This is a genomic window from Streptomyces sp. NBC_00414, from assembly GCF_036038375.1.
Lineage (GTDB): Bacteria > Actinomycetota > Actinomycetes > Streptomycetales > Streptomycetaceae > Streptomyces.
The window spans coordinates 3,051,973-3,071,505 of the sequence record NZ_CP107935.1; the positions used below are offsets into that span (position 1 = coordinate 3,051,973).

General features: G+C 70.3%; 20 protein-coding genes. 10 read left to right on the forward strand and 10 right to left on the reverse strand.

Annotated elements, in window-relative coordinates:
• Window positions 1–107 precede the first annotated feature (107 nt).
• The 3 genes from dapF to miaA all read right to left on the reverse strand — a co-directional run bounded on the left by dapF (window position 108) and on the right by miaA (window position 2,669).
• The gene (gene dapF, locus OHS59_RS13020; protein WP_328493576.1) at window positions 108–977 is read right to left on the reverse strand and encodes a diaminopimelate epimerase; all 870 of its coding nucleotides are present in this window, start codon (window positions 975–977) and stop codon (window positions 108–110) included.
• Window positions 978–1,100: 123 nt separating this feature from the next.
• Window positions 1,101–1,622, reverse strand: a complete 522-nt coding sequence (locus tag OHS59_RS13025; RefSeq protein ID WP_328499182.1) for a hypothetical protein — start codon at window positions 1,620–1,622, stop codon at window positions 1,101–1,103.
• 108 nt (window positions 1,623–1,730) lie between these two features.
• Complete coding sequence (gene miaA, locus OHS59_RS13030) at window positions 1,731–2,669, reverse strand: tRNA (adenosine(37)-N6)-dimethylallyltransferase MiaA (protein WP_328493577.1); 939 nt, start codon at window positions 2,667–2,669, stop codon at window positions 1,731–1,733.
• Window positions 2,670–2,945: 276 nt separating this feature from the next.
• On the opposite strand from miaA, the gene OHS59_RS13035 reads away from it, so the two are divergent.
• Complete coding sequence (locus OHS59_RS13035; protein WP_328493578.1) at window positions 2,946–3,290, forward strand: hypothetical protein; 345 nt, start codon at window positions 2,946–2,948, stop codon at window positions 3,288–3,290.
• 228 nt (window positions 3,291–3,518) lie between these two features.
• On the opposite strand, the gene OHS59_RS13040 is transcribed toward OHS59_RS13035, so the two are convergent.
• From OHS59_RS13040 to miaB, 3 genes are read right to left on the reverse strand one after another with little or no spacing between them, the layout of a single operon-like run.
• Complete coding sequence (locus OHS59_RS13040; RefSeq protein WP_328493579.1) at window positions 3,519–4,244, reverse strand: class III extradiol dioxygenase subunit B-like domain-containing protein; 726 nt, start codon at window positions 4,242–4,244, stop codon at window positions 3,519–3,521.
• 34 nt (window positions 4,245–4,278) lie between these two features.
• On the reverse strand, window positions 4,279–4,548 hold the full coding sequence (locus OHS59_RS13045; protein ID WP_328493580.1) for a hypothetical protein: 270 nt from the start codon (window positions 4,546–4,548) through the stop codon (window positions 4,279–4,281).
• A 35-nt stretch (window positions 4,549–4,583) separates the two neighbouring features.
• Entirely contained in the window at window positions 4,584–6,104 is a 1,521-nt protein-coding gene (gene miaB, locus OHS59_RS13050) for a tRNA (N6-isopentenyl adenosine(37)-C2)-methylthiotransferase MiaB (RefSeq protein WP_328493581.1), read from the reverse strand.
• A 110-nt stretch (window positions 6,105–6,214) separates the two neighbouring features.
• On the opposite strand from miaB, the gene OHS59_RS13055 reads away from it, so the two are divergent.
• Window positions 6,215–7,213: a TAXI family TRAP transporter solute-binding subunit gene (locus OHS59_RS13055; protein WP_328493582.1), complete on the forward strand. Its 999-nt coding sequence runs from the start codon at window positions 6,215–6,217 to the stop codon at window positions 7,211–7,213.
• Window positions 7,214–7,339: 126 nt separating this feature from the next.
• On the opposite strand, the gene OHS59_RS13060 is transcribed toward OHS59_RS13055, so the two are convergent.
• Both OHS59_RS13060 and OHS59_RS13065 read right to left on the reverse strand, forming a co-directional pair.
• On the reverse strand, window positions 7,340–8,746 hold the full coding sequence (locus OHS59_RS13060) for a sensor histidine kinase (RefSeq protein ID WP_328493583.1): 1,407 nt from the start codon (window positions 8,744–8,746) through the stop codon (window positions 7,340–7,342).
• A gap of 9 nt (window positions 8,747–8,755) precedes the next feature.
• Window positions 8,756–9,442, reverse strand: a complete 687-nt coding sequence (locus OHS59_RS13065) for a response regulator transcription factor (RefSeq protein ID WP_328493584.1) — start codon at window positions 9,440–9,442, stop codon at window positions 8,756–8,758.
• Window positions 9,443–9,744: 302 nt separating this feature from the next.
• Between OHS59_RS13065 and OHS59_RS13070 the strand changes: the two genes are divergently transcribed.
• The 8 genes from OHS59_RS13070 to OHS59_RS13105 all read left to right on the forward strand — a co-directional run bounded on the left by OHS59_RS13070 (window position 9,745) and on the right by OHS59_RS13105 (window position 16,130).
• A complete protein-coding gene (locus tag OHS59_RS13070) occupies window positions 9,745–10,521 on the forward strand; it encodes an amino acid ABC transporter ATP-binding protein (RefSeq protein WP_328493585.1) in 777 nt (258 codons plus the stop codon).
• Window positions 10,522–10,579: 58 nt separating this feature from the next.
• On the forward strand, window positions 10,580–11,425 hold the full coding sequence (locus OHS59_RS13075; RefSeq protein WP_328493586.1) for a glutamate ABC transporter substrate-binding protein: 846 nt from the start codon (window positions 10,580–10,582) through the stop codon (window positions 11,423–11,425).
• 89 nt (window positions 11,426–11,514) lie between these two features.
• Complete coding sequence (locus OHS59_RS13080) at window positions 11,515–12,180, forward strand: amino acid ABC transporter permease (protein ID WP_328493587.1); 666 nt, start codon at window positions 11,515–11,517, stop codon at window positions 12,178–12,180.
• A complete protein-coding gene (locus OHS59_RS13085) occupies window positions 12,177–13,070 on the forward strand; it encodes an amino acid ABC transporter permease (protein ID WP_328493588.1) in 894 nt (297 codons plus the stop codon). The genes OHS59_RS13080 and OHS59_RS13085 overlap by 4 nt, the downstream gene beginning before the upstream one ends.
• 203 nt (window positions 13,071–13,273) lie before the next feature.
• Window positions 13,274–14,869 (forward strand): FAD-dependent monooxygenase, encoded by a 1,596-nt coding sequence (locus OHS59_RS13090; protein ID WP_328493589.1) that lies wholly within the window; start codon window positions 13,274–13,276, stop codon window positions 14,867–14,869.
• Window positions 14,870–14,973: 104 nt separating this feature from the next.
• A complete protein-coding gene (locus OHS59_RS13095; RefSeq protein WP_328499183.1) occupies window positions 14,974–15,045 on the forward strand; it encodes a putative leader peptide in 72 nt (23 codons plus the stop codon).
• 78 nt (window positions 15,046–15,123) lie between these two features.
• Window positions 15,124–15,675 carry a cysteine dioxygenase gene (locus OHS59_RS13100; protein ID WP_328493590.1) on the forward strand — a complete coding sequence of 184 codons (552 nt, stop codon included), beginning with the start codon at window positions 15,124–15,126 and terminating at the stop codon, window positions 15,673–15,675.
• A gap of 35 nt (window positions 15,676–15,710) precedes the next feature.
• Complete coding sequence (locus tag OHS59_RS13105; RefSeq protein WP_328493591.1) at window positions 15,711–16,130, forward strand: rhodanese-like domain-containing protein; 420 nt, start codon at window positions 15,711–15,713, stop codon at window positions 16,128–16,130.
• A gap of 103 nt (window positions 16,131–16,233) precedes the next feature.
• On the opposite strand, the gene OHS59_RS13110 is transcribed toward OHS59_RS13105, so the two are convergent.
• Together OHS59_RS13110 and OHS59_RS13115 are read right to left on the reverse strand one after the other, a co-directional pair.
• Window positions 16,234–18,765: an ABC transporter permease gene (locus OHS59_RS13110; RefSeq protein ID WP_328493592.1), complete on the reverse strand. Its 2,532-nt coding sequence runs from the start codon at window positions 18,763–18,765 to the stop codon at window positions 16,234–16,236.
• Window positions 18,762–19,466, reverse strand: coding sequence for an ArsR/SmtB family transcription factor (locus OHS59_RS13115; RefSeq protein ID WP_328493593.1), 705 nt, complete (start codon window positions 19,464–19,466; stop codon window positions 18,762–18,764). Before OHS59_RS13115 ends, OHS59_RS13110 begins: the two co-directional genes overlap by 4 nt.
• Window positions 19,467–19,533 lie beyond the last annotated feature (67 nt).

Below are 19,533 nucleotides of genomic sequence, written 5' to 3' on the forward strand. Positions count from 1 at the left end.
TGGCGTCGTTCCCCCGTCCGGGCCGGTCCTTGATGCTACCGAGCCCATCACGCCCGACCGACCGCCTCTCGCCGAGCGTGAAACGGATCACCCATTCGAGCGAAGGTTCAGGGGGTCGTGTTTTCGAGCCATTCGGTGTCGATCTCACCCTCTGCGACGATCACCGCGGGCCCGGTCATCTCGATCTCGCCGTCGGGGCGCTCGGTGATCACGAGCCGGCCACCGGGCACATCGACGGTGTATGTGGCCGGGGTGCCGGTCACAGTGGGGTCGGCGCCGTCCCTGCGTGCCGCCGCCACGGCCACGGCACACGCGCCCGTGCCGCACGAGCGGGTCTCGCCCGAGCCCCGCTCGTGGACACGCAGAGCAACGTGATGAAGGCCACGGTCGACGACGAACTCGACGTTCACGCCGTCCGGGTACGCGGACAGTGGGCTGAACGGCGGTGGGGTGTACAGATTTCCGGCGTGGTCGAGATCCTCCACGAAAGCGACGGCGTGGGGATTGCCCATGTTCACGTTGCGCGCGGGCCAGCTGCGCTCGCCGACGGTCACGGTGACGTCGCCCTCGGGGAGGATCGCCCTGCCCATGCCGACGGTGACGTCGCCCTCCTTGGCGAGGTGGACGCTCTTCACGCCCGCGCGTGTGGCGACCGTGATGTCACCTTCGGCCACATGTCCGGCGCGCTGGAGGTAGCGGGCGAACACACGCACTCCGTTGCCGCACATCTCCGCGATCGAGCCGTCGCCGTTGCGGTAGTCCATGAACCATTCCGCTTCGGCCGCCATCGACCGGGCCTCGGGATGCGCGGCGGACCGTACGACGTGCAGCAGGCCGTCCCCGCCGATGCCCGCGCGGCGGTCGCACAGGGCGGCGGCGGTGGCCGGGGGCAGGTCGACGGTGTTCTCGGGATCCGGAATGATCACGAAGTCGTTCTCGGTCCCGTGCCCCTTGAGGAAGGCGATCCGCGTGCTCATCGTTCGATCGTAAGGGGTCGGTACGACGGTCCGGCGAGCGTGTCGGGGCGACAGCCCGGCCGCCGATCCGGCGGGCCGACCGTACGGGGGCACGACGCGCACCGCGCGGGCCCTCGGAGCGCCTCAGCGCAGGCGGGCCACGCGCCACACGGCGAGCACCACGACCGCGCCGACGAGGACGGCGTACGCGATCGCGACGCGCCAGTCGGGGCGGCGGCCGGAACCGCGCTGCGGCAGCCCGGGCCACGTGTAACCCACGCGGCGGGCGGCCATCATTCCCCAGCCGGCGGCGCAGGAGCAGATCAGCAGGCCGAGCATGGCGATCATGGCTCCGCTGTCGCCGAAGTCGAAGGCCAGCGGGAAGGCGAACATCAGGGAGCCGAGGGCGGCGAGGCTCACGATGGGAGCGAGCTGCCAGATGCGCATGCGGCGCTGCGGACGCAGCTCCACCTCGACCTCGGGCCCCGGGAACATCTCATCGGGCTCGGGACCGTCCGCGGTGACACCGCCGCTGATCTCGTCGGGGCCGTCCGGGCTCAGCCGGTCCCCGTCGGGGTCCTGCTGGTCCTGTGCGGCGTCGTGCACCCCACTGGTGACGGTGCTCTGCTCCGCGCCTGGTGCGGTGTCACGAGGGCCGGCCTCCATCGCCACGCGCCCTCCCCACTCGGACTCCACTTGGTCGATCGAAGCTCGATGATGGCACGGCCTCAGAGGCCCGGATGACGGCCGGAGCGTCCCGATGCCAGGACGTGATCAGGCTGTGACCGGTCGTTCGACCAACGCCAGCGCGAGCTGCGGAAGTTCTGTGAGATCCGCCGCGGCCCCACTGAGCCAATGCACCCGTGGATCGCGTCTGAACCAGGAATCCTGACGGCGCGCGAAGCGCTTGGTGGCACGTACGGTCTCGGCCCGTGCCTCGTCGTCGGTGCACTCCCCGGAGAGCGCCGTGAGCATCTGCTGGTAGCCGAGCGCGCGCGACGCCGTACGCCCTTCGCGCAACCCCTGCGCCTCCAGTGCGCTCACTTCCTCGCCGAGGCCGCCCTCCCACATGCGGTCCACGCGGCGGGCGATGCGCTCGTCGAGCTCGGGGCGCGCCACGTCGACGCCGATCTGCAGGGTGTCGTAGACGGAGTCGTGGCCCGGGAGGTTGGCGGTGAAGGGTCTGCCGGTGATCTCGATGACTTCGAGGGCCCGGACGATACGGCGGCCGTTGCTCGGCAGGATCGCGTGGGCGGCCTCGGGGTCGGCGACGGCCAGCCGGGCGTGCAGGGCGCCGGAGCCCCGCAGGGTGAGCTCCTCCTCAAGACGGGCTCGTACCTCGGGATCCGTACCGGGGAATTCGAGGTTGTCGACGGCACCGCGGACGTACAGACCCGAACCGCCGACGAGGACGGGCCAGCGGCCCTCCGCGAGCAGCGCGTCGATGCGGGCGCGCGCGAGCCGCTGGTACTCGGCGACGCTCGCCGTCACCGTCACGTCCCAGATGTCGAGGAGGTGATGGGGAACACCGCCGCGCTCCTCGGGCGTCAGCTTGGCGGTGCCGATGTCCATCCCCCGGTAGAGCTGCATCGAGTCTGCGTTGACGACCTCACCACCGAGACGCTGGGCCAGGTGGACGCCGAGATCGGACTTTCCGGCCGCGGTGGGACCCACGACGGCGATGACCCGCGGAGCGGGAGCTGCTCTACTCACCGTCACAGTCTCGCAAACCTCGGGGCCACTTCTCGAACGAGCTACGTGACGGCACAGGTCCGGGGTCGTTGCCTGTTGCGAGGTTCCAGCCGCCGGTTTCGAGGACCGGTGACCCCGGGCGACGCAATGGGACGCACCGGGCGACGCGGAATTTCGCCCACACGAGCAGGTTATGGAGACGAAATGGGCGTTTTTGCATGGCTTCTTGGCAAAGAGAGGTCTGAGTCCAAAGGATCGGAGTCCGCGGGGGCTTCCGCGGAGGCGTCGGCCGCCGAGGTGCGGAGCGACGGCCTGAAGGCCGATTCCGAAGCGGGGACGCGGGCGGGGGCCGGATCGGCGACGGAGTCGACGTCGGAGTCGGAGTCCGGGGAAGCGGCGGCCGCAGCGGCGGCCGCGACCGGAGCCGAGGCCGTCGACACCTCCGCCGACGTCGACGCCGGGCCGGGCGACGGGTCCGAGGCCGCCCCCTCGACCGCGACCGCGGATGCCACCGCGGATGCGGCTGCGTCGAAGGAGTCCGCCGGATCCGGTGAGGCCGGGTCGGAGGCCGTCGAGATCCCCAAGCAGCAGTCCAGCGAGAAGGCGGCCGACAGCGAGGTCGGCGAGGGCGCACGCAAGTGACGGGTGGCGTGACGCCGCTGTCGCCCCCGCCGGCGCCGTCCTCGGTGTCCTGAGCGACCACACTTCGGCGGACCGGCCCGGAGCGATTGCGGCTCCGGGCCGTCCGCCGTGTTCTCACGGACGTGGGCGGCCGGCGCGGGCCGCGATGCGGGTCACCAGGGGTCGTTCGTCGGCGCGGGTCCGTCGTGGCTGATCGCGCCGTTCCCCGCGGCCCTTGAGGGGGCCGGGCTACGACCAGGTCGCCACCATGTAGCCGACGCCGTACGGCGCGTCCTCGTACAGCAGGGTGCCGGTGAGGCCGGCTCCCTGTGCCGCGCCCGCGAGCACCTGCCAGGGTGCGCGGCCGGAGGCCTTGAGTTCGTACGCCGGCTCGGCGTCCAGGGCCTTGAGGGCGGCCACGTCCGCCGTGCCCAGGGCCCGCGCGACCTCCGCGTCGAAGCCCGCCGCCCGCTCGTCGAGGTAGCCCGGCGCCTTGAGCGTGCGGCACGCGCTGGAGTCGCCCATCACCAGCAGCGCCACCCTCCTCGCGCGGGCGGCGATCTGCTCCCCGGCTTCGATACACCGCTCGGCGGCGAGCGGTTCCCCCACGCCGAGGCCCTCGACGGGGGCGTGGGACCAGTCCGTACGGCCGAGCAGCCAGGCGGCGACCGCCAGCGAGGGCGGCAGGACGGGTCCGGAGGGCACGGAGGTGGACTCGGTCCCGTTCCCGCCGAGCCGCACGTCGAGGTCGACGCCGAAGCCGCGGAACGAACCGCGGGCGCCCTCGGGATGCGGTCCGCGCCCGCTCTCCCCGGCGGGTCCCACGACCACCAGCAGGTCCGGGCGGGCGGCGGCCAGTACCCCCAGGGCGTCCGTACAGGCGGCACGTGCCGCGTCCAGTTCGGGCGCGGCCCCCGCGGCCACGTCGGGCACGAGCAGGGGCGGGCAGGGGCACACGGCGGCGGCGACAAGCATGATCGGCAGCGTAACCCCGCGCGGCGGCCGGGTGTCAGTCCTCGATCAGCACGTCGGTGAGGTCGATGACGGTGAGGACCAGAACGACCAGTTTGCCGTCGCTGATCACGTACTCGACGAACAGGTTGCGCGACAACGCGATCTCACGTGTCGACTCGTCGCCGCGAACGGAGTGGGAGAGCTTGTGCCGCGGCTCGGTCACCAGTATGGCCAGGCCACGCTCCAGCACGTCACGCCGGTCGGCGGGCAGGCTGTCACGTACCTGGGCAGCCTCTTCGGTGAACGCAACTCTGTAGGGCAACACGTGATGCTCCTTCCCGCCCGTAATGTGCCAGGCCGTCAGTCCACACCGCAACCACTGCCCGTGGCGACCGGCAGCGGCTCCGGGACGCCGATCTGCGGCAGTCCCAGCATGACGCCGACGGGCTTCGCGGCCTCGGCCGCGTTGCGCTTCTCCCAGGCGTCCCCCGCGCGGGTGCGGCGCACGTCCAGGGCGGCGCCTTCGGCGAGAAGGTGGTGCGGAGCGGCGTACGTGATCTCGACGGTGACGACGTCGCCGGGACGCACCTCGGCGTCGGGCTTGGTGAAGTGCACCAGGCGGTTGTCGGGGGCGCGCCCGGAGAGGCGGTGCGTGGCGCCGTCCTTGCGGCCCTCGCCCTCGGCGACCATGAGCTCCAGCGTGCGGCCGACCTGCTTCTTGTTCTCGTCCCAGGAGATCTCCTCCTGGAGGGCCGACAGGCGCATGTAGCGCTCCTGCACGACCTCCTTGGGGATCTGCCCCTCCATGGTGGCCGCGGGGGTCCCGGGCCGCTTGGAGTACTGGAACGTGAACGCCTGCGCGAAGCGGGCCTCGCGGACCGCGTGGAGGGTCTGCTCGAAGTCCTCCTCGGTCTCGCCGGGGAAGCCCACGATGATGTCGGTGGTGATCGCGGCGTGCGGGATCGAGGCACGGACCTTGTCGATGATCCCGAGGTACCGGTCCTGGCGGTACGAGCGGCGCATCGCCTTCAGGACGGTGTCCGAACCGGACTGCATCGGCATGTGCAGCTGCGGCATGACGTTCGGGGTCTCGGCCATCGCGGCGATGACGTCGTCCGTGAAGTCGCGCGGGTGCGGCGAGGTGAAGCGCACGCGCTCCAGGCCGTCGATCTTCCCGCAGGCCCGCAGGAGCTTGCTGAAGGCCTCACGGTCGCCGATGTCGGACCCGTAGGCGTTGACGTTCTGCCCGAGCAGGGTGATCTCGGAGACGCCCTCGCCGACGAGGGCCTCGATCTCGGCGAGGATGTCGCCGGTCCTGCGGTCCTTCTCCTTGCCGCGCAGCGCCGGGACGATGCAGAAGGTGCACGTGTTGTTGCAGCCGACGGAGATGGAGACCCAGGCCGCGTACGCGCTCTCGCGTCGGGTCGGCAGCGTCGAAGGGAACGCCTCCAGGGACTCGGCGATCTCGACCTGCGCCTCCTCCTGGACGCGGGCGCGCTCCAGGAGGACGGGGAGCTTGCCGATGTTGTGCGTCCCGAAGACGACGTCCACCCAGGGCGCCCTCTTCACGATGGTGTCGCGGTCCTTCTGGGCGAGGCAGCCGCCGACGGCGATCTGCATGCCGGGACGCTTCGTCTTCATCGGCGCGAGCCTGCCGAGGTTCCCGTAGAGACGGTTGTCGGCGTTCTCCCGCACCGCGCACGTGTTGAAGACGACGACGTCGGCGTCACCGTCGGAGCCTTCGGGAGCGCGTACGTAGCCGGCGTCCTCCAGCAGCCCGGAGAGCCGCTCGGAGTCGTGGACGTTCATCTGACATCCGTAAGTGCGCACTTCATACGTTCTGGTCAGGTCCACTGCCCGGCTCCGGTCGCTGCTGCTCATGTGACAAGGGTAGGCGGTGCCCGGAGTACGTCCCGCCCCATGGGGCCCCTGGCGCACCCCCTGGGCCCGGTCCTGGTCATCCGGACCCGTGAGCTGGCAGGATCGCGCACATGTTCCAGGCACTCCCCCGTATCGGCAGACGCCGGGCCCTGCAGGGTTCGGCCGCCGCCTTCGTGGCCTTCGGGCTGCTCCTGTGGTGGCTGCTGCCCCTGGGCGAGAGCTCGCCGGGCGGCAGGGTCGTCATCAGCACGGGGACACCGACCGGCGTGTACCAGCTGTACGGAGATCTGCTGAAGGAGGAGCTCGCCAAGGACATGCCGCGCCTGGACGTGGACCTGCGCCAGAGCGAGGGCTCGCAGGAGAACGTGCGGCGGGTGGCCACCGGCGAGGCCGACTTCACCATCGCGGCGGCCGACGCGGTCGAGAAGTACCAGAACGACCGCGCTCCCGGCGCGGACCTGCTGCGCGGCTGCGCGCGGCTCTACGACGACTACGTGCACGTGGTCGTCCCCCGTAGCTCCACCGTGGACTCCATCGCGGCGCTGAAGGGCAAGCGGGTGGCGGTGGGGCCGACGGGTTCCGGGGTGCGCCTGATCGCGGAGCACGTGCTGGCGGCGGCCGACCTCGACCCGAAGACGGACATCAAGCCGGTGTCCGCCGGAATCGCGGAGGCGCCGAACCTGCTCGAAAAGAACAGGATCGACGCGTTCTTCTGGTCCGGCGGTCTCCCGACAGGCGCCGTCGCGGAACTCTCGAAACGTTTCGACATCAAGCTGGTCCCGATCACCGCCGACCTGGTCACGAAGCTGCACGAGCCGGGCGCGGGGTCCAGTTACTACCGGTCGGCCCTCATGCCGGCGAACACCTATCGCGGGGACCGCGACGATGCCGCCGTACCGACCGTGGCGGTGGCGAACCTGCTGGTGACGCGGGCCGGGACGGACGCGACGCTCACCGAGGGGATGACCCGGACCGTGATCAGGAGCCGCGACCGCATCGGCAGCGAGGTGCACGCCGCACAACGCGTGGACCTGAGGACCGCCATCTACACCGACCCTCTGGAGCTGCACGAGGGCGCGCAGCGCTACTACCGCTCGGTCAAGCCCTAGGCGGTCGGCCCCGGAGGACGGGGGCGCCTCCACCGGGGCGGGCCCCGACCGACCAACGACAGACCGAGGCGGGCCCGACCGGCCGACGGCCTGGGACCGGGCCCCGCAGGGGCCCTGTACGCCCGCTCAGGCCCCTGGCATCGTCCGGGGGACCTGCACCGTCACCTTCAGGCCGTGCGGCTCGTGGTGGGCGTAAGCGATGGAGCCGCCGCCCGCGGAGAGCAGGGCCCGGGAGATCGACAGCCCGAGGCCCGAACCCTTGATGTTCTGGTGGCCGGTGGAGCGCCAGAAGCGGTCGCCGACCCGGGTCAGCTCCTCGTCGCTCAGGCCGGGTCCGCGGTCGGCGACGACGATCGTCGAGACCTCGCCGTTGGAGGCCACCCCGACCTCGACGGACTCTCCCTCGGGTGTGAACTTGAGCGCGTTGTCGATGACCGCGTCCAGGGCGCTGGAGAGTGCGACGGGGTCGACCCAGGCGGTCGTGGCGGGGCAGGTCCCGACGAGCCGTACGCCCTTGTCGTCGGCGACCGGCGACCAGGACGCCACGCGTTCGGCGGTGAGCTCTCCGATGTCGGTGAGCCGCAGATCCACCTCGGCGTGCTCGGCGAGGGCGAGGTCCAGGAGATTGTCCAGGACCTCGGCGAGGCGCTTGCCCTCCGTACGGACCGAGGCGATCTCCTCGTTGCCCTCGGGCAGTTCCAGGGAGAGCAGCTCGATACGCAGCATCAGCGCGGACAGGGGATTGCGCAGCTGGTGGGAGGCGTCGGCGACGAAGGCGCGCTGCTGCTCCAGGACGTCCTCGACGTTGTCGGCCATCTCGTTGAACGACCGGGCCAGGCGTCTCAGTTCCGGTGGTCCGCCGGCGACGGCGACCCGGGACTTCAGACGGCCGGTCGCGATGTCGTGCGTGGTGGCGTCGAGGACGCGGACGGGCAGGAGCACCCAGCCGGTCAGCCGCAGCGCGGCGCCCAGCGCGAGGAACATCGCGGCCGCCTCTCCGGCGCCGATGACGAGCCAGCCGTGCAGGATCCTCGAACGCATCTGCCCGGTGGGCGAGTCGGTGACCACGACCGCGACCACGTCACCGTCCCGTACGACGGGGGACGCGACGACGAGCCGGTCCCGCTGCCACGGCCAGACCTGCGCCGGGTCATGGCTGCGGCGGCTCTGGAGCGCTTCGTCGAAGGCGGCGCGCACCTCGCCCTTCCCGGGGATGTTCCAGTCCCCCGGCGCGTTGGCCATGATGCCGTGGTCGCGGTAGAAGACGCCCGCCTTGATCCCGTACAGCTTGTGGTAGGTGCCGACTTCCTGCTGGAGCGTCTCGCGGCGCTGTTCCGTGGTGCTGATCCGTGACCCCTCCGGGCGGTCGGCCACGAACTGGGCCAGGGACGCGAAGCGTGCCGTGTCGTCGATGCGGTCGACGACCACGTTCTGCTGCTGGGCGGCCGCCAGGCTCACGGCGAGGGGGATGCCCAGAGCGAGCAGGATGGCCGCCATCAGGACGATGAGCAGCGGAAGAAGGCGTGTACGCACGTGGACCCGCTAGGCGGCAGGCGCGACGAGCCGGTATCCGACGCCCCGCACGGTCTCGATCAGGGCCGGCATGCGCAGCTTGGAGCGCAGCGAGGCGACATGCACCTCCAGGGTGCGGCCGGTCCCCTCCCAGCTGGTGCGCCAGACCTCGCTGATGATCTGTTCCCGCCGGAACACCACTCCGGGCCGCTGGGCGAGGAGCGCCAGCAGGTCGAACTCCTTGCGGGTCAGCTGGACGACCGACCCGTCGACGCTGACCTGGCGGGTGGGCAGCTCGATGCGCACGGGCCCGAGGTGCAGCGCGTCGTCGCCGGGGGTCGCCGCGTCGTCGGGGACGGTGCGCCGGGCGACGGCGTGGATACGGGCGAGGAGTTCCCCGGTGTCGTAGGGCTTCACCACGTAGTCGTCGGCGCCGAGGTTGAGGCCGTGGATCCGGGAGCGTACGTCCGCGCGCGCGGTGACCATGATCACGGGTGTACTGGTGCGCTTGCGGATCTTGCCGCAGACCTCGTATCCGTCCTGGTCGGGCAGTCCGAGGTCGAGGAGCACCACCCCGAAGCCGTCGCTCTCCGGGACGAGTGCCTGGAGCGCCTCCTCGCCGCTGCGGGCGTGCGTGACGGCGAAGCCGTGGCGGGCGAGGACCGCGGACAGAGCGGCTGCGACGTGGTTGTCGTCCTCGACGAGGAGCAGTCTCATTACGGCCCCCTTCAGTTCATCGTTCGTACGTTCTCGGTGGATAGACATGCGTTCTCGGTGGCTGGTCATGGCCACGCGCGCGTGTCCCCTGGCAGTCAGGCCGATGGACGCGGACGGCGTCAAGCATGTTCGGGGCGCGGCCCACTTCCGTTACGCAGCCGGTACGCGCCCGAGGCGGCCTTCACGAAGAGTGTCTGTTTGCCGCCGGATCGTTATGCTCAATTTCCCCTCAGATGTAATGACGCTGATCGTGCGGCGTTACTACTGTCCTCCGCAACCGAGGAGGACGGAGCTAGAGGCCGATGACCGAAGTATCGGTGACCAAGGACGCCCTGCCCGCGACCGATGATCTGGTCGTACTGAAGAACGTCAACAAGCACTTCGGTGCGTTGCATGTACTTCAGGACATCGATCTGACCATCGCCCGCGGTGAGGTTGTCGTGGTCATCGGACCCTCCGGGTCCGGAAAGTCCACCCTGTGTCGCGCGATCAACCGCCTGGAGTCGATCGAGTCCGGGACCATCACGATCGACGGAAAGCCGCTGCCCGAGGAGGGCAAGGCACTCGCCCGTCTGCGAGCCGACGTCGGCATGGTCTTCCAGTCGTTCAACCTGTTCGCGCACAAGACGGTGCTCGAAAACGTGATGCTGGGCCAGCTCAAGGTCCGCAAGGCGGACAAGAAGGCCGCTGAGGAGAAGGCACGCGGGCTGCTCGACCGTGTGGGCGTCACCGCCCAGGCGGACAAGTACCCGGCGCAGCTCTCCGGCGGACAGCAGCAGCGTGTCGCGATCGCCCGGGCGCTGGCGATGGACCCCAAGGTCATGCTCTTCGACGAGCCGACGTCGGCTCTCGACCCGGAGATGATCAACGAGGTCCTGGAAGTCATGCAGCAGCTCGCGCGTGACGGAATGACGATGGTCGTAGTCACCCACGAGATGGGATTCGCCCGTTCGGCGGCCAACCGCGTCGTCTTCATGGCGGACGGACGCATCGTCGAAGAGGCTGTGCCGGACCAGTTCTTCAGCAACCCGCGTAGCGACCGGGCGAAGGACTTTCTGTCGAAGATCCTGCACCACTGACGACCTACGGCACCCGCACGCCGGATCGCACTTCTTCACCACTCAAAGGATGTTCACCATGAAGCTTCGCAGGGTCACCGCCGCCTCGGCCGCCGTCCTCGCACTCGCCGTCGCCGCCACCGCGTGCGGTTCCGACGACAAGGACGACAGCAGCAGCTCCTCCTCCGGGGGCGGCGACAAGAAGATCACCATCGGCATCAAGTTCGACCAGCCCGGCATCGGCCAGAAGACGCCGGACGGCTACGCGGGCTTCGACGTGGACGTCGCGACGTACATCGCCAAGGATCTCGGCTACAGCGAGGACCAGATCCAGTGGAAAGAGGCGAAGAGCGCCGACCGCGAGACCATGCTCCAGCGTGGTGACGTCGACTTCATCGCCGCCTCCTACTCGATCAACGACGAGCGCGCCGCGAAGGTCGACTTCGCCGGCCCGTACCTCCTCGCCCACCAGGACGTGCTGGTCCGCGCCGACGACAAGGACATCAAGACGCCGGAGGACCTCAACAGCAAGAAGCTGTGTTCGGTCACCGGCTCGACCTCGGCGCAGAACGTCAAGGACAAGCTCGCTCCGAAGGCCCAGCTGCAGCAGTACCCGACGTACTCCGCGTGTCTGACCGGTCTGCAGAGCGGCGCCATCGACGCGCTGACCACGGACGACTCGATCCTCGCGGGTTACGCCTCGCAGTCGAACTTCAAGGGCAAGTTCAAGCTCGGCGGCTTCAAGATGACCAACGAGAACTACGGGATCGGCGTCAAGAAGGGCAGCGACCTCAAGGCGAAGATCGACAGCGCCCTGGAGAAGATGGTCTCCGACAAGTCGTGGGACAAGGCCGTCGAGGCCAACTTCGGTCCGGCCGGCTACAAGAACGAGCCCGCCCCGAAGATCGGCAACGTCGTCAAGTAAAGCGGGATCCGACCTGACCGGTGCGTCGTCCTCGTGGGGCGGCGCACCCGTCAGGAGGGCCCTCCCCACACGCGGAAGCACGGGAGATCGTGTTCGATTTTCTTGAAGGTTACAACCTGTGGGAAGCCTTCTGGACGACGGTGCAACTGACCGTCCTGTCCGCCGTCGGCTCCCTGATCTGGGGAACTCTGCTGGCCGCCATGCGGGTCGGTCCAGTGCCTCTGATGCGCGGTTTCGGTACCGCCTACGTCAACATCGTGCGGAACATTCCGCTTACGGTGATCATCCTGTTCGCGTCCTTGGGTCTCAATCAGACGTTCGGCGCCACCCTCGGCTCGAACGAGATCGACACCACCAACTTCCGGCTCGCGGTGCTCGGCCTGATCCTCTACACCTCGGCGTTCGTGTGTGAGGCGCTGCGGTCCGGCATCAACACGGTGCCCGTGGGCCAGGCCGAGGCGGCACGTGCCCTCGGTCTGAACTTCACGCAGGTGCTGAGCCTGGTCGTACTGCCGCAGGCGTTCCGTTCCGTCGTCGGTCCGCTGGCCAACGTCCTGATCGCGCTGACGAAGAACACCACGGTGGCCGCCGCCATCGGCGTCGCCGAGGCCGCGCTGCTGATGAAGGAGATGATCGAGAACGAGGCGCAACTCGTTCTGATCTCCGCGGTCTTCGCATTCGGATTCGTCTGTCTGACACTGCCGACCGGTCTGATCCTCGGCTGGGTGAGCAAGAAGGTGGCGGTGAAACGATGAGTTCCGTCCTCTATGACTCCCAGGGCCCGAGGGCCAAGCGGCGGAACCTCGTCATCTCCGTGGGGTTCGTCGTCGCCATAGCCGCGCTGCTGTGGTGGATGTACGGCGTGCTGGACGAGAAGGGCCAGCTGAAGTGGGCGCTGTGGGAGCCCTTCTTCCACGGGGAGGCCTGGAGCACGTACCTGTGGCCCGGTCTGCTGAACACCCTGAAGGCCGCGGCGCTCGCCATGGTCATCGCGCTTCCGCTCGGTGCCGTCCTCGGTATCGCGCGGCTGTCCGACCATGTATGGGTGCGGGTCCCGGCCGGTGTGGTGGTGGAATTCTTCCGATCCATCCCGGTGCTGGTCCTGATGATCTTCGGCCTGGCACTGTTCTCCGAGTACACGAGCGTCAGCACGGACGACCGTCCGCTGTACGCGGTCGTCACGGGTCTGGTGCTGTACAACGCCTCCGTCCTCGCCGAGATCGTCCGGGCGGGCATCCTGTCGCTGCCCAGGGGACAGGCCGAGGCCGCGTCGGCCATCGGTCTGCGCAAGAACCAGATCATGCGGTTCATCCTGCTGCCGCAGGCGGTCACGGCGATGCTGCCGGCGATCGTCAGCCAGCTCGTGGTGATCGTGAAGGACACCGCACTCGGCGGCGCGGTCCTCACCTTCTCCGAGCTGATGGCCTCCGTCAGCCCGATGAGCGCGTACTACGGCGCCAACACCCTCGCCAGCTTCACGGTCGTGGCGCTGATCTTCATCGCGATCAACTTCTCGCTGACGAGCTTCGCGAGCTGGCTGGAACGCCGGCTGCGCCAGGCCAAGAAGTCCACCGGTGCGGTCGTCACCGCGGACGCGGTGGAGGAGCTCAGCACGCCGGGTGAACACGTGGACGGCCAGAAGTAGGCAAGTCCTGCTAACAGGGCACGTCCGGCGTAGAACTGACGAGATGTGAGCAACCGGAGGCAGTGGCGTGGTCGCCACTGCCTCCGTCACTTGACGCAAGCACCGGCAATAGGTTGCATACGTTCTGTGATCGTGTACCCCGCTCCACCTGCAAGTCCCGGTAGGACACTCAGTACGCCGCTCCGGGCAGGGGGCACCGCGCCGTGGACCCGGTGATCATCGTCGGAGCGGGGCCCGTAGGACTCACGCTCGCACTGGCGCTGGCGCGCCAGGAGGTCCCGTCGGTCGTCCTGGACGAGGGCCCCGGCAAGGACGAACAGCGACTCGCTCGTACGGCCGTCCTGCGCGAGGACACGGCCGCGCTGGTCGAGCGGCTGACGGGCTTCCCCGTGACCGAGGCCGGTTTCCGTTGGGCCGGATGGCGGTCGATGCGGCGCAAGCAGGTGATGCGGGAGATCACGTTCACCGAGGACGATCCCATGCTCCTGCACGTCCCCCAGCACGTTCTGACGGCCGCCCTGCGAGAGGCGATCGGGACCGAACGCCTGGTCAAGGTCGCCGTGGAGAGCCGCCTGGACTCCCTTGAGCAGGAGACCGCGGGCGTCACGGCGCACACACGGGGCCCCAAGGGCACCTGGTGGCGCGGCAGCTACCTGGTCGGCTGCGACGGACCGCGCTCGACGGTACGAAAGCTCCAGGACATCCGCTTCCCGGGGCGCACGGCCGTGGAACGCCACGCCGTCGCCGCGCTGCGTGCGGAACTCCCGTGGCCCGGCGAGGCGTTGCTGCACCGCACACCCCCGTGGCGGTCCTCGGGCCCCCCGGTCTCCGAAGTGACCGCGCGGCCCCTCGCCGAGGACGTGTGGCGCATGGACTGGCTGCTGCCGCCGGGCAAGGACCTGGTCACACCGGACCTGCTGGTGGCACGCGTCCGGGAGACCCTCGCGGGCTGGAGCGGGGGCACCACCCCGCCGTACGAGCTGCTCGACACCGGAGTCCACACGGTCCACCACCGGCTGGCGCGGCGCTGGCGGGCCGGCCGGGTCTTCCTCGCCGGGGACTCGGCGCATCTGCTCGGCGCACTCGGCACCCAGGGCCTCGACGAGGGGCTGCGGGACGCCGACAACCTGGCGTGGAAGCTGGCTCTCGCCTGGCACCACGGCCCGCACGAGGCACTGCTCGACAGCTACCAGGTGGAGCGGCGCGCGATCGTCGCCGCCCGACTGCGCGCCGCCGACCAGTCACTGCCGCTGCTGCGCGGCGGAGGACTGCGGTCCGCGGTGCCCGGGGCGGCCCGCGGCCATGACGCCCTGCTCACCGACGGTCACCTGGGGCGCGGCCCGCTGGGTGCGCCGGGAGCGTACGCCGATTCGCCGCTCGCGCCTCCGTACGCCGAGTCGGCCGTCGAGGTCGACACGGCTGCGGGCGCCGCGGTCGCCGATGTCCTGGTGACGGCGGAGGACGGTTCGTCCGTGGCGCTGCGGGACCGGCTGGGCCGGGGGGCGCTGCTCGTGCTGCTCATCGCGCCCGGAACCGTGGTGTGGGACCGCAAGCACTGGGTGACGGCCGGGATCATGCCGCGGTTGGCCGCCGCCGTGACCGCGTTGCCGCACCGGGCCGAGCTGCTGGTCGCCGAGAGCTACCCGGGCGCGGCCGCGCACACCGTGCTGCTGATCCGCCCGGACGGGCACCTGGTCACGGCGTTCGGCGGGGTGCGCCCCGCGGACCTGTACGAGGCCGCGGAGGCAGCGCTGGGCGGCCCCCGGTCGACGGCCGGGGCGCCCGCGGGCAAGTCCTGAGGAGAGCGTGCGCCCCTTGGTGAAGGGGCGCCTGTCCAACCCCTGACACCGAGTTGACCGGCCTGCACCGCCATGGTGTACTCCGGATCGTGACCGACACCTGTGTGCGCCTGTGGCGGAGGGTCCATATGGACCTCGTCCGCTATTCGGGCTGCCTGTGTCGCCCGTCCTGCTGAATTCGCATCCCTCTGAAATCCCGCGCGTGAGGCCTCTGAGCTGCCGCGCACCCGCGAACGCTTGTCAGGACGGTACCCGTGTCTGTGTCACCCTCTGCTCCCGCTTCCGCCGGTTCCGCCGCCTCCACCGAGGCCCGCACTCCCACCCAGGCCGAGCTGCTGGACTTCGTGCGCCGTACGGCCGCCGACGCCGAGCTGATCGCCTCCCTGCCGCTCGACCCCGAGGGCCGTACGTGGGTACGCCTCGAAGGTCCCGGCGGTAGCGAGGCCTGGCTCATCGGCTGGCCGCCCGGCACGGGCACCGGCTGGCACGACCATGCCGAGTCGGTGGGCGCTTTCCTCACCGCGTCCGGCGAACTCAAGGAGAACTCGCTCGTCGCACGGCTGCCCACCGACGGCTGGAAGACCCTCGAACTCAACGAGGGAATCGACCGTGAGCGGCGGTTGTCGGCCGGCAAGGGCCGCTCCTTCGGCCAGCACCATGTGCACGAGGTGCTCAACGAGTCCACCGAGGAGCACGCAGTCTCCGTTCACGCGTACTACCCGCCGCTGCCGCGGATCAGCCGCTACAGCCGCACCGGCCAGATCCTGCGCCTGGAGCAGGTCGAGCGCCCCGCGGACTGGCAGTGACGGCCGGAGGTCCCGTGACAACCGGGACTCCCACGGTGACCGGAGATCCCGTGGTGACCGAACACCCGGTGGGCATCGACGAGTTGCTGGAGCGCGTCCGTGCCGGTCTGGACCGGATCGAGGCGGAAGCCGCGCACGACGCCGCACGGGCGGGCGACGCCCTGCTCGTCGACATCCGGTACGCGGCTTTGCGTGAGCGCGACGGTCTGATTCCCGGGGCGCTCGTCGTCGAGCGCAACGAACTGGAGTGGCGGCTCGACCCGCAGGGCAGCCATCGCGCCCCCGAGGCCACGAGCCACGACCTGCGCGTCGTGGTCGTCTGCAACGAGGGCTACGCGTCGAGCCTCGCGGCCGTCTCCCTGCGGCAGTTGGGACTTCACCGGGCCACGGACCTGGTGGGAGGCTTCCAGGCCTGGCGAACGGCCGGGCTGCCGGTGGGCACGGCTCCGTCATAGCCACTTGGCCACAGTCAATGGTGGGGGCCCCTTGAAGTAAGGGGCCCCCACCATTGCGTACCGCCCCTTACTCTCCGGACTCCCGGCCGTCACTCCTTGGCCGTCACTCCTTGGCCGTCGCCGCCGTGACGGGGCGGACCCTGAGCGCCGCGCGGCCGGGCAGTGAGCTGGCGACCAGGGCGAGCAGGCCGGCGGACGCCACCACCGCGACGTACACCAGGGGCGTGACGGCCGGGGCCGCGCTGCCCGTCATCCCGACGCTGAAGGCCGTGAGGACGGCGAGCGCGATGCCGCTGCCGAGGGCCGTGGCCAGCAGCAGGACCGACAACGCCTCGGTCCGCAGCATGCGCAGCACTTGGCGGCGGGTTGCGCCGGCGAGGCGGAGCAGCGCGAACTCCCGGACGCGTTCCGAGACCGACATGGCGAGCGTGTTGACGACCGCGATGGCGGTGAAGGCGAGTACGAGGCCCATGGCGAAGTAGTTGACCTCGGCGTTCGCCTGCTGACGCTCGGCCTGCAACGAGTCCGCGGTGGCCGGAGAGACCACCCGCACTCCCGGGAACTTCCGCACAGCCGTCGCCAGTTCGCCCTGTGAACGGTGAGTGGAGACGAGGACCGTGGCCGCGAGCGGGTTGTCGACGTGCCGGGCGATCAGGTCGTGGGCCATGGTGAGGTCGCCGAAACCGAGTCCCTTGGCGTAGACGGCGGCGACGGTGAGCGTGACGGGCGTGCCGTCGCCGAGGGTGAGCTTCAGCGTGCTGCCGGGCTTCAAGTGCAACTGGTCCGCAGCGAGTTCACTGACCGCGATGGTGTCCTTCGTGAGCCCGGCGAGGGACCCTTCGGTGACATCGGGGTCCCAGGTACGGGCCAGCCCCTGGGTGGTGACGCCCTGGGCGGCGTACTTGGAGAGCCCGACACGGACGGTCGTGCGGACGACCTCGGTGGCGACGTCGTGGCCCGTACGCAACTGTCGTGCGGCCTGCGCCGGGACGCCGGGCCCCTGTGCGGCGAGGACCCAGTCCGCGCGGATGCCCTCGCGGGCCTGGCCTCGGGCGGCGTCCCCCAGGGTCGGCTGGACGAAGAGGACCGTGCAGGTCATACCGATGAGGAGGGTGAGCGGGGTGACGACGGAGGCCATGCGGACGGCGTTGCCGCGCAGGTTGGCGGTGGCGAGCCTGCCGCCCGGCCCGGTGAGCCGCAGTGGAGTGCCCAGGACCGCCACGGCCGCCCGCACCAGCAGCGGACCGAGCAGGGCGACGGCGGAGGCGAGGACCACAACGGTCAGGAAGGTCACGGGAGTCGAGGCCGGCTCGGTACGCAGCACGCTGAGTACGACGACGAGAACCGTGCCTCCGGCCAGCAGCACGAGCCCCGCGAGGATGCGGCCCCAGGCGGGCCGGGTGAGTGCCGCGCCGGTCTCGGAGAGTGCCTCGGCCGGGCGCATACGGGCGATCCGACGGGACGAGACCCGCGCGGCGGCCCAGGCACCGACGAGAGTGGCGGCGACAGCGGCGAACAGCGGGAACACGCTGACCGTGTGCTGAAGCGTGGCAGGGACGGCCCCGAGGTCGACGAACCGTCCGTGCAGCCAGGCACCCAGCGGCAGTCCGACGAGCGCTCCGACGACGCCCGCCGCGGCGCCGACCAGCAGCGCCTCCCGGCCGAGAAGCTTGCGGATCTGCCCCGACGTGGCGGCGACGGCACGCAGCAGGGCGAGTTCGCGGTGCCGCTGCTGGACGGAGAGCGCGAAGGTGCCGACGACCACGAGGACGGCGACGAGGAGGGAGGTGCCGCCCATCGCGCCCCCCATGCTGACGAGTTTGATCCGGGCGGCGGCAGCGTCCAGGAACTCGACGGGGCCCCGCTCGTCCCCCGAACTGACCTGCGCCGTGGTGCCGTGCAGCGCCTTGGCCACGGCTGCTTCGAGAGTGGCGGTGTCGGTGCCCTCGGCCGGTACGACGCCGAAGGCCGTGACCTTGCCGGGGTGGGCGGCGAGGCGCCGGGCTTCGGCGGCCGAGAAGAAGAGGGAGGTCTGGTGGCGCACACGGTCTCCCGCGGGCACCGCGATACCGGTGACACGGTACGTGCGCGGGCTCTGCGTGGACTGGACGGTGAGGCGGTCTCCGAGGTCGATCCGGGCGCGGTCGGCGAGGTAGCGGTCCACGACCAGATCGCCCGGCGCGCTGGGCGCAACGCCGGTGGCGAGGGTGTACGGAGTCAGAGCCGCCGAGTCCCACGAGTGGCCGTAGGCCGTCCGGTCGCCGGTGCCGGTGGGTGTCAGGGGCTGGGCGAGGAAGGTCAGTTCGGGAATGACGCGCTCGACGCCGGGGGCCGCACCGAGCCGTGCTGTGAGGTTCTCCGGCAACCAGGCCCGTTCGGCGATGGGCTTGGCCTTGTGCTTGGTCTTGGTCTTGCCCTTCTTGTGCTTGACGGTGGTCTTGTGGACGTTCTGGTCGGCGGAGACCACGACGGGGGTGGCGGCGTAGCGCTCGGTACTGATGGTGCCGCGCAACCCGGTTTCGAGGAGGGTGCCGCAGGCCGCGATGAGGGCCGCCGCGCACATCAGGGCGAGGAAGGCGCCGAGGAAGCCGCCTTTGCGGTGCCGGACGGTCCGCAGTGCATAGCGCAGCATCATGGCGTCTGGGCCTCTCTTCTGTTGTGTTCGTCTGTGTCGCCCGCGGCGTCGGCCTGGGCGGGGAAGGCGAGGAACCGGGTGAGTACCGTGCGCGCGTCGGCCGGGGTGTCGGCCTCGGGCCGCTTGTACCGGTTGAGGAGGGCGATGTACTCCTCGAAGAACGCGCGGAGTTCGGGGAGCGTCAGCCGGATCGTGCCGCGTGAGTACGGGAAGGCGTCGGCCCAGGGCCCGTCGACCGCGTGCTGCTGGAGCTGCTCGAAGAGTTCGAGGTCGGCGGCGTAGGCATGGTGGTTGAGCTCGTCCATGACGAGCCGCATCTCGGGGCTCTGGCGGCTGCGGGGCGGAAAGCGGCGGTCGCCGGGAACGGCCCGCCACCAGCGCTCCCGGCCCTGCCCTTGGGCGCCCGTCTCCTCGACGAAGCCGTAGCGCGCGAGTTCACGCAGGTGGTAGCTGGTGGCCCCGGTGTTGAGCCCGAGGGCCCTGGCCAGTGTCGCGGAGGTGGCGGGGCCGTGCACGGTGAGGTGCTGCAGCATCCGCTGTCGGCGGGGCTGGGCGAGTGCTTTGAGCGTGGCAAGGTCGGAGAGCTCGACCGGGGCGCGGCCGGCTTCCTCGGATGCGGTCTTCTCGGACGCGGTCTCCTCGGATGCGGGAGACGCGCGCCCTGGTTCCGTGGGGTCCGCGGCGCCGGGTGTCTGTGCCATGCGTACACAGTCGCCTGTGCACAGGTACCTGTGCACTGCGGTCGCCCGGCGTCCTGGACAGGGGGTT

What these genes read in the sequence shown, in the direction of transcription:
- dapF (WP_328493576.1), bottom strand. Translation starts at nt 977, where the DNA reads ATGAGCACGCGGATCGCCTTCCTCAAGGGGCACGGGACCGAGAACGAC.
- OHS59_RS13025 (WP_328499182.1), bottom strand. Translation starts at nt 1,622, where the DNA reads ATGGAGGCCGGCCCTCGTGACACCGCACCAGGCGCGGAGCAGAGCACC.
- OHS59_RS13040 (WP_328493579.1), bottom strand. Translation starts at nt 4,244, where the DNA reads ATGCTTGTCGCCGCCGCCGTGTGCCCCTGCCCGCCCCTGCTCGTGCCC.
- miaB (WP_328493581.1), bottom strand. Translation starts at nt 6,104, where the DNA reads ATGAGCAGCAGCGACCGGAGCCGGGCAGTGGACCTGACCAGAACGTAT.
- OHS59_RS13055 (WP_328493582.1), top strand. Translation starts at nt 6,215, where the DNA reads ATGTTCCAGGCACTCCCCCGTATCGGCAGACGCCGGGCCCTGCAGGGT.
- OHS59_RS13065 (WP_328493584.1), bottom strand. Translation starts at nt 9,442, where the DNA reads ATGAGACTGCTCCTCGTCGAGGACGACAACCACGTCGCAGCCGCTCTG.
- OHS59_RS13070 (WP_328493585.1), top strand. Translation starts at nt 9,745, where the DNA reads ATGACCGAAGTATCGGTGACCAAGGACGCCCTGCCCGCGACCGATGAT.
- OHS59_RS13075 (WP_328493586.1), top strand. Translation starts at nt 10,580, where the DNA reads ATGAAGCTTCGCAGGGTCACCGCCGCCTCGGCCGCCGTCCTCGCACTC.
- OHS59_RS13085 (WP_328493588.1), top strand. Translation starts at nt 12,177, where the DNA reads ATGAGTTCCGTCCTCTATGACTCCCAGGGCCCGAGGGCCAAGCGGCGG.
- OHS59_RS13110 (WP_328493592.1), bottom strand. Translation starts at nt 18,765, where the DNA reads ATGATGCTGCGCTATGCACTGCGGACCGTCCGGCACCGCAAAGGCGGC.
- OHS59_RS13115 (WP_328493593.1), bottom strand. Translation starts at nt 19,466, where the DNA reads ATGGCACAGACACCCGGCGCCGCGGACCCCACGGAACCAGGGCGCGCG.